The organism is Bacillus sp. FSL M8-0025 (genome assembly GCF_037975475.1).
GTDB classification, from domain to species: domain Bacteria; phylum Bacillota; class Bacilli; order Bacillales; family Bacillaceae; genus Bacillus; species Bacillus subtilis.
On sequence record NZ_CP150258.1, the window covers coordinates 1050724 to 1064719 of the forward strand.

The 13996-nt window shown below is 44.6% G+C and carries 14 protein-coding genes; 10 read left to right on the top strand and 4 right to left on the bottom strand.

Annotated elements, in window-relative coordinates:
* The first annotated feature begins 7 nt into the window (after positions 1-7).
* The gene (locus MKX38_RS05450; RefSeq protein WP_038427575.1) at positions 8-2335 is read left to right on the top strand and encodes a YhgE/Pip domain-containing protein; all 2328 of its coding nucleotides are present in this window, start codon (positions 8-10) and stop codon (positions 2333-2335) included.
* Positions 2336-2376: 41 nt separating this feature from the next.
* Here the strand turns inward: MKX38_RS05450 and fabHB are convergent, their stop codons facing one another.
* A complete protein-coding gene (fabHB, locus tag MKX38_RS05455) occupies positions 2377-3354 on the bottom strand; it encodes a beta-ketoacyl-ACP synthase III FabHB (RefSeq protein ID WP_033883065.1) in 978 nt (325 codons plus the stop codon).
* Between the two features lie 129 nt (positions 3355-3483).
* Here fabHB and MKX38_RS05460 point away from each other — a divergent pair, with 129 nt between their 5' ends.
* From MKX38_RS05460 to MKX38_RS05475, 4 genes are all read left to right on the top strand, one after another.
* Positions 3484-4260, top strand: coding sequence for a YhfC family intramembrane metalloprotease (locus tag MKX38_RS05460; protein WP_042977752.1), 777 nt, complete (start codon positions 3484-3486; stop codon positions 4258-4260).
* Between the two features lie 114 nt (positions 4261-4374).
* Positions 4375-4539 (top strand): hypothetical protein, encoded by a 165-nt coding sequence (locus MKX38_RS05465; RefSeq protein ID WP_170295641.1) that lies wholly within the window; start codon positions 4375-4377, stop codon positions 4537-4539.
* Between the two features lie 133 nt (positions 4540-4672).
* On the top strand, positions 4673-5713 hold the full coding sequence (locus tag MKX38_RS05470) for a M42 family metallopeptidase (protein ID WP_014479351.1): 1041 nt from the start codon (positions 4673-4675) through the stop codon (positions 5711-5713).
* A 12-nt stretch (positions 5714-5725) separates the two neighbouring features.
* Positions 5726-6133, top strand: coding sequence for an ASCH domain-containing protein (locus MKX38_RS05475; protein WP_029317563.1), 408 nt, complete (start codon positions 5726-5728; stop codon positions 6131-6133).
* 36 nt (positions 6134-6169) lie between these two features.
* Here MKX38_RS05475 and gltT read toward each other — a convergent pair whose 3' ends face one another.
* Together gltT and yhfH are read right to left on the bottom strand one after the other, a co-directional pair.
* On the bottom strand, positions 6170-7459 hold the full coding sequence (gene gltT, locus MKX38_RS05480) for a glutamate/proton symporter GltT (RefSeq protein WP_003245579.1): 1290 nt from the start codon (positions 7457-7459) through the stop codon (positions 6170-6172).
* 270 nt (positions 7460-7729) lie between these two features.
* A complete protein-coding gene (gene yhfH, locus MKX38_RS05485; protein ID WP_003244802.1) occupies positions 7730-7864 on the bottom strand; it encodes a protein YhfH in 135 nt (44 codons plus the stop codon).
* 157 nt (positions 7865-8021) lie between these two features.
* Here yhfH and MKX38_RS05490 point away from each other — a divergent pair, with 157 nt between their 5' ends.
* The 4 genes from MKX38_RS05490 to lcfB all read left to right on the top strand — a co-directional run bounded on the left by MKX38_RS05490 (position 8022) and on the right by lcfB (position 12132).
* The gene (locus MKX38_RS05490) at positions 8022-8756 is read left to right on the top strand and encodes an MBL fold metallo-hydrolase (RefSeq protein ID WP_003233185.1); all 735 of its coding nucleotides are present in this window, start codon (positions 8022-8024) and stop codon (positions 8754-8756) included.
* Positions 8757-8768: 12 nt separating this feature from the next.
* Positions 8769-9764: a lipoate--protein ligase LplJ gene (gene lplJ, locus MKX38_RS05495; protein WP_014479356.1), complete on the top strand. Its 996-nt coding sequence runs from the start codon at positions 8769-8771 to the stop codon at positions 9762-9764.
* Positions 9765-9828: 64 nt separating this feature from the next.
* Positions 9829-10473, top strand: a complete 645-nt coding sequence (locus tag MKX38_RS05500; RefSeq protein ID WP_046160238.1) for an SDR family oxidoreductase — start codon at positions 9829-9831, stop codon at positions 10471-10473.
* Positions 10474-10590: 117 nt separating this feature from the next.
* The gene (gene lcfB / locus MKX38_RS05505; RefSeq protein ID WP_029317566.1) at positions 10591-12132 is read left to right on the top strand and encodes a long-chain-fatty-acid--CoA ligase LcfB; all 1542 of its coding nucleotides are present in this window, start codon (positions 10591-10593) and stop codon (positions 12130-12132) included.
* Positions 12133-12170: 38 nt separating this feature from the next.
* Here the strand turns inward: lcfB and MKX38_RS05510 are convergent, their stop codons facing one another.
* Entirely contained in the window at positions 12171-12566 is a 396-nt protein-coding gene (locus MKX38_RS05510; RefSeq protein WP_088325526.1) for a hypothetical protein, read from the bottom strand.
* A 148-nt stretch (positions 12567-12714) separates the two neighbouring features.
* Here MKX38_RS05510 and MKX38_RS05515 point away from each other — a divergent pair, with 148 nt between their 5' ends.
* Entirely contained in the window at positions 12715-13995 is a 1281-nt protein-coding gene (locus MKX38_RS05515) for a M48 family metallopeptidase (protein ID WP_339188889.1), read from the top strand.
* The last annotated feature ends 1 nt before the right edge of the window (position 13996 follow it).

Sequence of the window (13996 nt, forward strand, 5' to 3'; positions counted from 1 at the left end):
CATCAGGATGAACACAATACGAAGTCAGTGGAAAGACATCGTAACAAGTAAAAAATTATTGATTCCCATCATCGCCATTTTGTTTGTCCCGCTTATTTACAGCGGCGTATTCTTAAAGGCTTATTGGGACCCGTACGGCACAGTTGACCAGCTGCCTGTCGTTGTCGTCAACCAAGATGAGGGCGCAACGTATGAAGGAGAAAAACTTCAAATCGGTGATGATCTGGTCAAAGAATTAAAGGATAATAACAACTTTGATTGGCATTTTTCCAATGATCTCGACCAATCGTTAAAGGACTTATTGAATCAAAAATATTATTTAGTTGTCGAGATTCCTGAGGATTTTTCTAAGAATGCCAGCACTGTATTAGACAAAAATCCGAAAAAATTGGATCTGAAATACCACACAAATGCAGGTTCTAACTATGTAGGGGCAACGATCGGCGAAAAAGCGATTGATAAACTGAAAGCCTCTGTTTCAAAAGAAGTGACCGAGCAATATACGAAAGTTATTTTTGATAACTTTAAAGATATCGCAAAAGGTTTGAGCGACGCGAGCAGCGGCGCGAAAAAAATTGATGACGGCACAAAGGATGCGAAAAACGGAAGCGCCCAGCTGAAAGAAAATCTGGCGAAGCTGAAGGAAAGCACCGCTACCATCAGTGACAAAACAGCGCAGCTTGCAGATGGAGCGGCTCAGGTGACGAGCGGCATCCAATCACTTGACAGCTCGCTCGGTAAATTCCAGGACAGCAGCAACCAGATTTATGATAAATCTGGTCAGCTTGCAGCAGGATCAGGCGAACTGACAAGCAAGATGAATGAACTTCTTGCCGGACTTCAAAACGTGCAGAAGGGTACGCCTAAACTTACTAACGGGTTGGATCAGCTCAACAGTAAAGTCCAAGAAGGTTCTGAGAAAGCGGCAAAAGCGGAAAAGATCATTAATGCGCTCGATTTAACGAAGCTTGAAACTGCTGTAAACAATCTGGAAAAGTCAGAAACTGCGATGAAGGAATTCAAAAAACAGCTGACTGACTTTGAAAACAGTTTGAAAAACCGTGATCAGGCATTTAAAAATGTCATCAATTCGAGTGACTTCTTAACAGCGGAGCAAAAAAGCCAGCTGATTAATTCTGTTGAGAAAAAGCTTCCGCAAGTTGATGCGCCTGATTTTGATCAAATATTAAGCCAGCTACCTACAGCTGATCAGCTGCCTGACATCGCAACGATAAAAAGCTCTCTTGAAGACGTGAAAGCGCAGGTGGCGCAGGTGAAAGCCATGCCGGAAGCTACATCTAAGCTTTATAACGGCGCAAAAACAATCCAAGATGCGATTGACAGATTAACTGAGGGAGCTGATAAGATATACAATGGTTCTCAGAAGCTGACAGATGGCCAAACTAAACTGACAGCGGGCATCGGTGAATATAATAAGCAGTTCGCAAAAGCAAAAGCGGGCTCAGAGCAATTGGTGACAGGAAGCAGCCAAGTATCCGGCGGATTGTTTAAGCTGTTAGACGGGTCTAAACAGGTCCAAAGCGGATCATCAAAACTTGCAGACGGATCTGCATCACTTGATACAGGTTTAGGCAAGCTATTGGACGGCACAGGAGAGCTGTCTAGTAAGCTGAAGGATGCGGCTGACCAAACAGGAGATATCGATGCTGATGATCAAACATACGGCATGTTTGCGGATCCGGTTAAAACCAAAGATGATGCCATTCATTCCGTTCCTAACTATGGAACAGGGCTGACACCTTATATCCTGTCAATGGGCTTGTATGTCGGCGGCATCATGCTGACGGTTGTCTTCCCGCTGAAGGAAGCGTCAGGACGTCCGAGAAACGGTTTTGAGTGGTTCTTCAGCAAATTCAATGTCATGATGCTTGTAGGAATCATTCAATCATTGATTGTGGCGACGGTTCTTCTATTGGGAATTGGTCTTGAGGTAGAGAGCACGTGGAGATTTTACGTGTTTACGATCATTACGAGTCTCGCTTTCCTGGCGATAATTCAATTTTTGGCTACAACGATGGGCAACCCGGGGCGATTTATCGCAGTCATTATTTTAGTGCTGCAGCTGGGAGCGAGCGGAGGAACCTTCCCGCTGGAATTGCTTCCGAATTTCTATCAGGTCATCCACGGCGCATTGCCGATGACCTACAGCATTAACGGATTCAGAGCAGTCATTTCAAACGGTGACTTTGGCTACATGTGGCAGATGGCCGGCGTCTTAATCGGCATTGCCCTCGTCATGATTGCACTAAGCATTACTTACTTTACAATGTTAAGCCGGAAGGAAGAAACATCAGAAGAACAGCCGGCTTCATAAAGAAAAAGAACTTGTTTCCTTGGAAACAAGTTCTTTTTTTGTTACATTCCCCATTTAATAAGCAATCCTGTATAGGTTAATCCGCCGCCAAACCCGAAAAGCAAAACGATTTGATCTTTTTTCAGCTTCCCGGCTTTCACTGCGAGATCGAGCGCCAAAACAATTGAAACCGAAGACGTGTTTCCGTAATGCTCAACACTAGTGAGCGTTTTTTCAATCGGGAACGGTGTTTTTTCACAAATTGACTCGATCATGCGCAAGTTGGCGCTGTGAGGAACAAACCAATCGAGATCATCGGAGCTGAGTCCTGCTTTATGTAAAAGCCGTTCAAATTCGCCAGGGACGGTTCTTGCGGCCCATTTATATACCTCGCGTCCGTTTTGCACCATTTTTCCGGAACCGACAAGCTGCACACCGTTTATTTCATTTCGCAGTCCGGCACGATACAAAATATCGCCGCCGTTCCCGCTTGTTCCTTGTACAGACGCAAGAAATCCCGGCGTCTCTTCATCTCGTTCTACTAACAGCGCACCCGCGGCATCGCCGAACAGAACGCATGTCGTTCGATCGGTATAATCCGTTACCTTTGATAACGTCTCTCCGGCGATCACGAGAATTTTATGATGAAGGCCTGATGTGATCAATCCATTTGCCAAATGGAGGCCGTAAGTCAGCCCGGCGCATGTCGCATTAATATCCAGCGCGCCGGTGCTTTCCCAGCCGAAATATTCCTGTATGCGGCATGCTGTACTCGGAAAGGCGTAATCGGATGTGGTTGTGGCAACGAGGATCATATCGACATCATCAAGTGTTCCTTTATAACGGCTCTTGAGATTCTTCACCGCTTCTATGCATAAATCAGAGGTAAATTGATGTTCATCCGCAATCCGGCGTTCTCTCATTCCTGTGCGCTGAACGATCCATTCATCAGAGGTATCAACGATCTTTTCTAAATCTGCATTGGTTAAACGTCTGCTCGGCGCATAGGTGCCGATAGCTGTAATTTTTGCTTTTGACATATGAATCACTCCTTATGGTCAGATTATAACACTAGATATTAGTATCTGGTACTAAAAAAGAAGGTTTTTTTACAAAAAAAGAGAAGTGTAGAATAGGGAATCTATGAAAAAGAAAAAGGAGGCTGAAAAATGGTCAGTCAAGAAGCAGTAGTCTTTTTGGCATTATCCGGGGCTATTGCGTTTCTGTTGCCAATCGGGCTGATTGTATGGTTTAAGCGAAAGTATGGCGCCTCGCTTAAAGTGTTTTTTATTGGCGCTCTCACGTTTTTTGTCTTCGCTCAGCTGCTGGAAGGCGGCGTTCATGTTTATGTGCTGCAAGTGAATGAAATGACGAAAGAAGTGATGCAGCATCCATTATGGTATGGCATTTACGGCTGCTTGATGGCCGGCATTTTTGAGGAGTGCGGAAGGTATATGATGATGCGATTTTTTATGAAGCGCCATCATACCTGGGCGGATGGTCTGGCTTTCGGGGCAGGCCATGGCGGGCTTGAAGCCATCCTGATTACAGGCTTGTCCTCTATCTCACTTATTGTATACGCATTTGCAATCAATAGCGGGACGTTTGAACAGCTTTTGGTCAATGGCGACGTCAAACAGGCGCTTTTGCCGATACAGGAGCAGCTGCTGCATACTCCTTCGTATGAATGGATGCTGGGCGGAATAGAAAGAATCAGTGCCATTGCCGTCCAAATTGGGCTGTCTCTGCTTGTTTTGTACGCGGTTAAAAGCCGCCGGCCGCTGTTTTTGTTGTATTCTATTCTTTTACATGCACTGTTTAATGTACCGGCGGTTTTATATCAGAGAGGAATCATAGAGCATGCTGCTGCTGTTGAAATCATTGTTGCTCTTATAGCGGCTTTATCAGTTTATTGGATTGTAAAAGCAAAAAGGGTGTTTCAATAAAAGGTCCAAGCAGCAGCAATGCCCGCTTGGAAAAATGTGAATGGAAATATTCATTAAGCATGGGTCATCAGAATATTTCTGATTCAGTCTTTAGCAATGACAGCAAGAATGTCTGTGTTTTTTACAAGAGAAACAATGGTGTTTCTTTTTCTTCTTCTCGCAAGGGTCATGGCATTCTTTCTTTTTCTTGCAATGGTCGTGGAAATCTTTATCGAACCACTCGTCAAAGAACCAAAAATCATCGAACCAATCGTGACAACGACATTTCTGTTCATGTGAATGACGACAGCACATAGAAATCCCTCCTCTTCCCATGCTCTCTACAGCATATGAGAGATTGATAGGAAAAGATTGGACGGGTCCCTCGGGAAAAGAGTATATTTTAAGTAGAAAATAAAAGGAGGAATGCCCTATGACGTCCGTACGTAAAACGATGGAGCTCATTAAAGAACTTGTATCGATCCCAAGCCCGACCGGAAATACATATGAGGTGATCAATTATATTGAAAGCCTTTTAAAAGAATGGAAGGTAGAAACGGTTCGGAACCACAAGGGCGGCTTAATTGCAACGCTTCCAGGACGCGACACATCCCGGCATCGCATGCTGACTGCGCACGTTGACACCCTCGGCGCTATGGTGAAGGAAATTAAAGCGGACGGCCGGCTGAAAATCGATTTAATCGGCGGGTTCCGCTACAACTCGATTGAGGGAGAGTATTGCCAAATTGAAACCGCCTCAGGAAAAACGTACACAGGCACAATCTTAATGCATCAAACGTCTGTGCACGTATACAAAGACGCGGGAAAGGCTGAGCGGAATCAAGAGAATATGGAGATCCGCCTAGATGAACCTGTTCACTGCCGGAAAGATACGGAGGAGCTTGGCATTGGCGTCGGAGACTTTGTGTCGTTTGATCCACGTGTCGAGATCACATCAAGCGGATTTATTAAATCGCGCCATTTGGATGACAAAGCAAGCGTCGCCTTATTGCTCCGCTTAATTCATGAAATTCAAACAGAAGACATTGAGCTGCCGTATACAACCCATTTTCTTATTTCCAATAATGAAGAAATCGGTTACGGCGGGAATTCGAATATTCCTCCTGAAACAGTTGAATATTTGGCGGTTGATATGGGCGCTATCGGTGACGGGCAGGCGACGGATGAATATTCAGTATCAATCTGTGTGAAGGATGCGAGCGGGCCGTATCATTATCAGCTCAGAAAGCATTTAGTTCAATTAGCCGAGAAGCATCATATTGACTATAAGCTTGATATATATCCGTACTACGGGTCTGATGCGTCAGCAGCGATCAAATCCGGGCATGATATTGTGCATGGCCTCATAGGGCCGGGAATTGACGCTTCCCATGCATTTGAACGCACCCATAAATCATCTCTTCGCCATACCGCTAAGCTTCTGTATTACTATGTACAGTCACCAATGGTATAAGGGGGAGGACCAATGAAGATTTATAAGCTGAAAAGCACATTCGGTTGGGAAGGTGATGACGGGTTGGGAGAACAGCTGATTCAGCAGATCCTTGCCGGAGAAAAAAACGCCACGTGCGCGCCGAAATCATTGTATTCAAAAGATGAATTGAGGGACGTTTATCAAACAGCGGGTCAGCTTGTTACCGTTTATGATAAACATGACAATCCAAGATGCAATATAAAAGTAACAGATGTCTTTGAAACCACCTTTGGTGCGCCTGATATGAGGTTAGTCAAAGGAGAGGGCAATGGAGACCGAATTGAGGAGTTTCAAGAGGATCATCGGATGGCATGGGCGGAACTGATCAAAAGCGGTGAACTGGAGCTGAATGAGGATACTGTTTTGATTACAGAGTTGTTTGTGCTTGTTAAAGATTAAAAAAGCCTGCGGGGCAAGAACCCCGCAGGCTTTTCATTAACCAGAAATGGTTGCGTTTTGTTCTGTTTTCGATTGGGACATAACAGTTTCTGCTTTCGCAGGATTAAACATGCCTTCCCATTTAGACATCACAACGGCAGCAAGCGCGTTACCAGTCAGGTTGACAACTGTACGTGCCATATCCATGATGCGGTCTACGCCGGCAATAAAGGCAAGTCCTTCAGCCGGAACGCCGATGGTGCCAAGCGTTGCAAGCAAGACAACAAAAGAAGTACCAGGTACGGCAGCCATCCCTTTGGATGTCACCATTAAGACGAGCACAAGCGTAATTTGGTGCCAAATCGTCAAATCAATGCCATATACCTGTGCTAAAAAGAGTGCGGCAATAGATTGATAGAGAACGGAACCGTCTAAGTTAAACGTGTAACCGATCGGAATGACAAATGAAACAATGCCTTTTGGACATCCGATTTTCTCCATTTTTTCCATGATACGCGGAAGAACCGTTTCAGAGCTGGACGTACTGAACGCCAGTAAGATTTCGTCCTTCATGTAAGCAAGGAACTTGAAGATGCTGATGCCGGCAATTTTTGCGACAATCCCGAAAATAACAATTAAGAAGAAAGCAAGCGCGACATAAACCAATCCGACGAGCTTTCCGAGAGAGATAAGAGAACCGAGTCCGAATTTAGACACAGTCACTCCGATAAGAGCGAAAACGCCGAATGGCGCCACTTTCATCACAAGGTTTACAACGTGGAACATGGCATGGGATACACCTTCAAAAAAGGCTAATACAGGCTTGCCTCTTTCACCGATCGCGGAAATACCCAATGCAAATAGTACTGTAAAGCAGATGATGGCTAGAAGATCCCCTTCGACCAATGACTGGAAGAAGTTTGTCGGCACAATATGGAGGAACGTTTCCGCCACTGATTTATTACTTTGTTCTTTTTCAGTTTCAACATATTGACTGATGTCCGATTTTTGAGCTTCGTGTATATTAACTCCTGTACCCGGATGGAAGATGTTTGCAAGGGCTAGTCCGAGAATAATGGCAAAAGTCGTGATGATCTCGAAGTACAGAATCGTTCTGAAGCCTAATTTACCGACTTGCTTTCCATTTCCTGCACCGGCTACACCGATGATTAAGCTGGAGACAACAATAGGAATCACTATCATTTTGATTAAGCGTAAAAAGAGATCCCCGATTGGCTGCAGGTAAGTAGGCAATGCTGGGTTGCCATACCAAATGACGCCAACAATGACACCTAGAATAAGTCCAACGAATATTTGTGTGGCTAATCCAAACTTAATTCTTTTCATAGATTACCTCCCAAAAAACAAAGTATCAACATATATCATGAATAGACATATATTTAATCTCACTATTAGATCAAATTATAATAGATAAGAAATCAATTCGTCTATAGTAAATTATATTTCGAAAATAAAGAATATTCAATGACATTATGATAATCACCAGAATTATCTAAAAACAGGTGAGCTTTGACCTAACCTGACTATTATTTCAAAATTAAGAGATATGTGAAAAAATAAGAAAATCCCACGCGTAAGGCGCGGGATTTTCGCTCATTACAAATCGTTTACTTTTATACAGTCATTGCAGATATTACCATAACACTCATGCTGCTCTTCTATCTTTTTTCCGCATTCCGCACACTTTTTCGAAGGCAGGTTTCTAAAAAATTCTGTGATTTTCCCCAGCATAACCAATCCCTCTTTCCCCTTTGTAGTGATTTCATTGTAATATAACAGATTACAAAAATCAATAACTGTTTTGATACAATGTTTAAAACATGCTTTTTTCAAGAAAAATGGGTATATTGAAGGAGGATCAATTTTTTTGAAAAGATAGGAGGACATTATGAAAGTTACAGTTATCGGATGCTATGGCGGTTTTCCGGCCGCAAATGAAGCGACGTCAGGCTATTTGTTTCAGTCAGGTGATTACTCTCTGCTTGTTGATTGCGGCAGTGCCGTATTGTCTAAGCTGTTCGGATATGTGCCGGCGGAAAAGCTGGATGCGGTCGTTCTGTCTCATTATCACCATGACCATATCGCTGATATCGGGCCGCTGCAATTTGCCAAGCAAGTCGGTTCGTTTCTCGGCAAAGGAGAGCATACGCTTCCGATTTACGGACATGATGCTGATATAGAACAGTTTCAAAAGCTTACATATAAAACACATACAAAAGGGATCGCCTATCAGCCGGATCAGCCGCTGACTGCCGGTCCGTTTACGATCACCTTTTTAAAAACGATTCACCCGGTGACGTGCTATGCCATGCGGATTACTGACGGCAGCCACACTGTCGTTTATACTGCTGATTCCAGCTATCAGGATTCATTTATACCGTTTTCGAAAGATGCTGATTTATTGATCTCGGAATGCAATTTTTATGCCGATCAAGACGGAACAAGTGCAGGCCATATGAACAGCCTGGAAGCCGGGCGCATTGCAAAAGAAGCCGGAGCGGGAGAACTGCTGCTGACACATTTGCCGCATTTTGGCGTGCATGACAATCTTCGCAAAGAAGCGAAAACCGTTTTTAACGGAGAAGTGAATATTGCGAAATCAGGTTTTGTGTGGGAAGGATAAAGGAGGAGCACCATGTTATTTATAGACAATCAAAATATCAATGATCCGCGGATCAATCTTGCTATCGAGGAGTACTGTGTCAAGCATTTAGACCCTGAACAGCAATATTTGCTCTTTTATGTGAATCAACCGTCTATTATCATTGGGAAAAACCAAAATACAATAGAAGAAATCAATACAAAATATGTTGAGGAAAACGGGATTATCGTCGTCCGCCGTTTATCAGGCGGGGGCGCTGTGTACCATGATCTGGGGAACTTGAACTTCAGCTTTATTACCAAGGATGACGGGGACAGCTTTCATAACTTTAAAAAATTCACTGAGCCGGTGATTCAGGCGTTACATCAGCTTGGGGTTGAAGCCGAATTAAGCGGCCGGAACGACATTGTAGTGGATGGCCGGAAAATATCCGGAAACGCTCAGTTTGCAACGAAAGGCCGTATTTTCAGCCACGGCACCCTCATGTTTGATTCAGCCATTGATCATGTTGTATCAGCATTAAAGGTGAAAAAGGATAAAATTGAATCAAAAGGCATCAAATCGATCAGAAGCCGAGTAGCAAACATCAGTGAGTTTCTCGATGATAAAATGACCACCGAAGAATTCCGCAGCCATTTGCTTCGCCATATTTTTAACACAAACGACATTGGAAACGTGCCGGAGTATAAGCTGACGGAAAAAGATTGGGAGACCATTCATCAAATTTCGAAAGAGCGCTATCAGAATTGGGATTGGAACTACGGCCGCTCGCCGAAATTTAACCTTAATCATTCGAAACGTTATCCGGTTGGATCGATCGATTTGCGCCTAGAGGTCAAGAAAGGCAAAATCGAGGACTGCAAAATCTTCGGAGATTTCTTCGGTGTCGGTGATGTATCTGAAATTGAAAACCTGCTGGTTGGAAAACAATACGAACGCAGCGTCATCGCTGATGTGCTCGAAGGTGTGAATCTCAAGCATTACTTTGGGAACATTACGAAAGAGGATTTCCTTGATCTGATTTATTAAGGCAAAACACATCGTTTGAAAGAGCGGTTGTGTTTTTGAAATAATGGAGGCAGGAGGGATTCACATGAAAGTGTTTTTAATCGGAGCGAACGGACAAATCGGACAAAGACTCGTCTCTTTATTCCAAGATAATCCTGATCATTCCATCAGAGCGATGGTCAGAAAAGAAGAACAGAAAGCGTCTCTTGAAGCTGCCGGTGCAGAAGCTGTGCTTGCGAATCTGGAGAGCAGCCCGGAAGAAATCGCCGCTGCGGCAAAAGGTTGTGACGCGATCATTTTCACAGCCGGTTCCGGCGGCAGCACAGGCTATGATAAAACGCTGCTGGTGGATCTCGATGGAGCGGCGAAAGCCATTGAAGCTGCGGACATTGCCGGAATCAAACGGTTTATTATGGTCAGCGCCCTGCAAGCCCATAACCGTGAAAATTGGAATGAGGCACTCAAACCTTATTATGTGGCCAAGCATTATGCTGATAAAATTCTGGAAGCGAGCGGTTTAACCTATACGATTATCCGTCCGGGAGGCCTTCGCAATGAGCCTGGAACGGGAACTGTTTCAGCAGCGAAGGATCTGGAGCGGGGATTTATTTCCCGTGATGATGTGGCAAAAGCGGTCATTGCCTCTTTAGATGAGAAGAATACGGAAAATCGGGCCTTTGATCTGACAGAAGGAGATACGCCGATTGCCGAAGCATTGAAGAAACTATGACAGTACTGACACTCAGGGCTTTTTGCTCTTGAGTGTTTTTTTCTGTTTCTCTATAATGGAGGAGAAAGCTTGGCTTCAATAATGAATGACTATTCATTCACTTTAAGGGGTGGGAGAATGAATCTTGTTTCAAAATTGGAAGAAACAGCATCTGAGAAGCCCGACAGCATCGCATGCAGGTTTAAAGATCACATGATGACGTATCAAGAGCTGAATGAACATATTCAGCGATTTGCGGACGGCCTTCAGGAAGCCGGAATGGAGAAAGGGGACCATCTAGCTTTGCTGCTTGGCAATTCGCCTGATTTTATCATCGCGTTTTTTGGCGCTTTAAAAGCTGGGATCGTGGTTGTTCCCATCAATCCGTTGTACACGCCGACAGAAATTGGTTATATGCTGACAAATGGTGATGTAAAGGCAATCGTGGGCGTTAGCCAGCTTTTGCCGCTTTATGAGAGCATGCATGAATCGCTGCCAAAGGTTGAGCTCGTCATTTTATGCCAGACGGGGGAGGCCGAGCCGGAAGCGGCGGACCCAGAGGTCAGGATGAAAATGACAACGTTTGCAAAAATATTGCGGCCGACATCTGTCGCTAAACAAAATCAAGAACTTGTCCCTGATGATACCGCGGTTATTTTATATACGTCAGGAACGACTGGAAAACCGAAAGGCGCGATGCTGACTCATCAGAATTTGTACAGCAATGCCAACGATGTTGCAGGCTATTTGGGAATGGATGAGAGGGACAATGTGGTCTGCGCTCTTCCCATGTTTCACGTGTTTTGTTTAACCGTCTGCATGAATGCACCGCTGATGAGCGGCGCAACTGTCTTGATTGAGCCTCAATTCAGTCCGGCATCTGTTTTTAAGCTTGTTAAGCAGCAGCAGGCGACCATTTTTGCCGGTGTGCCTACAATGTATAACTACTTGTTTCAGCATGAAAACGGAAAGAAAGATGATTTTTCTTCCATCCGGCTGTGCATTTCGGGAGGCGCGGCCATGCCAGTCGCGTTGCTGACGGCGTTTGAAGAAAAATTCGGTGTTACCATTTTGGAAGGCTACGGGCTCTCGGAAGCATCACCCGTCACGTGCTTTAACCCATTTGACAGGGGCAGAAAACCGGGCTCCATCGGGACAAGTATCTTACATGTCGAAAACAAGGTCGTAGATCCGCTCGGACGCGAGCTGCCCGCTCACCAGGTCGGCGAATTGATCGTGAAAGGCCCCAATGTGATGAAGGGCTATTATAAAATGCCGATGGAAACAGAGCATGCATTAAAAGACGGGTGGCTTTATACGGGGGACTTGGCAAGACGGGATGAGGACGGCTATTTTTACATTGTTGACCGGAAAAAAGACATGATCATTGTAGGAGGATACAATGTGTATCCGCGGGAGGTAGAGGAGGTGCTGTACAGCCATCCGGACGTCAAGGAGGCGGTTGTCATCGGCGTGCCGGACCCCCAAAGCGGGGAAGCGGTAAAGGGATATGTGGTGCCGAAACGCTCTGGGGTAACAGAGGAGGACATCATGCAGCACTGTGAAAAGCATCTGGCAAAATACAAGCGGCCTGCCGCCATTACGTTTCTTGACGATATTCCGAAAAATGCGACGGGGAAAATGCTCAGACGGGCACTGAGAGATATTTTGCCCCAATAAAATGAAAAAGCGAAGCGGTTAGCTTCGCTTTTTCATTTTCAATCCTTTGCTTCTTTTTTAATAATATTTAGCAGCGCCTTTGTATCATTTTTGCTTAATTTGTAGTATGTGCCATCCTTCAAAAAAACGGCTTGCTGGCTGCCGTCAATCCATAGTCTGAATGAGTCATACCGGTCTTTATGAAACTTGATTGTCCCTTCGTAATCAGGGGCTAATGTTTTTTCTGTCTTCACCTGTTTTCCCTGATTCATAATATCCAGCATATCTTTGACGTGCTGTCTTTTTTCAATCTCGATATCTTCCTGGCCGCTTGAAGACAGTGTGATCAAATCCGCGTCTACCGATTGATACACATCGCCTGATCGGCTGTAAAGATAAAAAAATGCGATAAACACAAGACCGATTACCACGATGGCTGCCACTATTTTTTTCATTTGCATCACTCCAAACATTGTTAGTTTTCCCAGCGATCGGGCTTTCCATGCTTAAAAGGGTGGAAAAGTGCGGAACACAGCTTGGTTCTAAGAATTTGAATTTATGATTACAATAGAAGTAACGGGTTGATGTGAGGAGTGAGGCGTTATGCGCAAGTGGATTGCGGCAGCAGGACTTGCTTACGTGCTGTACGGGCTGTTTTTTTATTGGTATTTTTTCCTGTCGGGTGATTCCGCAATACCGGAAGCCGTGAAAGGGACGCAGGCTGATCCGGCTTCTTTCATGAAGCCGTCTGAGTTGGCAGTGGCCGAGCAGTATTCGAATGTCAAGAATTTTTTATTTTTTATCGAGGTACCACTTGATTGGTTTCTGTTTTTTGTTCTGCTTGTCAGCGGTGTTTCAAAGAAAATCAAGAAATGGATCGAAGCGGCCGTGCCTTTTCGGTTTTTGCAGACCGTTGGTTTTGTGTTTGTGCTTTCGCTGATTACAACATTGGTGACGCTGCCTTTAGATTGGATAGGCTATCAAGTATCGCTTGACTATAACATTTCCACACAGACAACGGCCAGCTGGGCTAAGGATCAGGTTATCAGCTTTTGGATCAGCTTTCCAATCTTTACGCTTTGCGTTCTCGTTTTTTATTGGCTGATCAAAAGGCATGAAAAAAAATGGTGGTTATACGCCTGGCTGTTAACAGTGCCGTTTTCGCTGTTTCTGTTTTTTATTCAGCCGGTCATTATCGATCCTTTATACAATGATTTTTATCCGCTGAAAAACAAAGAGCTTGAAAGCAAAATTTTAGAGCTGGCAGATGAAGCCAATATTCCGGCTGACCATGTATATGAAGTGAACATGTCAGAAAAAACAAATGCGCTGAATGCCTATGTTACAGGAATTGGGGCCAATAAACGGATTGTATTGTGGGATACGACGCTGAACAAACTTGACGATTCAGAAATCCTGTTTATTATGGGCCATGAAATGGGCCATTATGTCATGAAGCACGTTTACATCGGTCTGGCTGGTTATTTGCTCGTGTCGCTCGCCGGATTTTATGTCATTGATAAGCTTTACAAGCGGACGGTTCGCCTAACCCGCAGCATGTTTCATTTAGAAGGACGGCATGATCTTGCGGCACTTCCGCTGTTATTGCTTTTGTTTTCTGTTTTGAGCTTTGCGGTGACGCCTTTTTCTAATGCTGTCTCGCGTTATCAGGAGAATAAGGCTGACCAGTATGGGATCGAGTTGACAAAGAACAGAGAAGCCGCTGTTAAAACGTTTCAGGATTTGGCCGTGACGGGGCTGAGCCAGGTTGATCCTCCGGTGCTTGTGAAGATTTTCAGAGGCAGCCATCCGTCGATCATGGAACGGATTCAACATGCGGAGAAAGAAGAGAATGCGCCGGAACATCAGGATGCTGACAAATAAA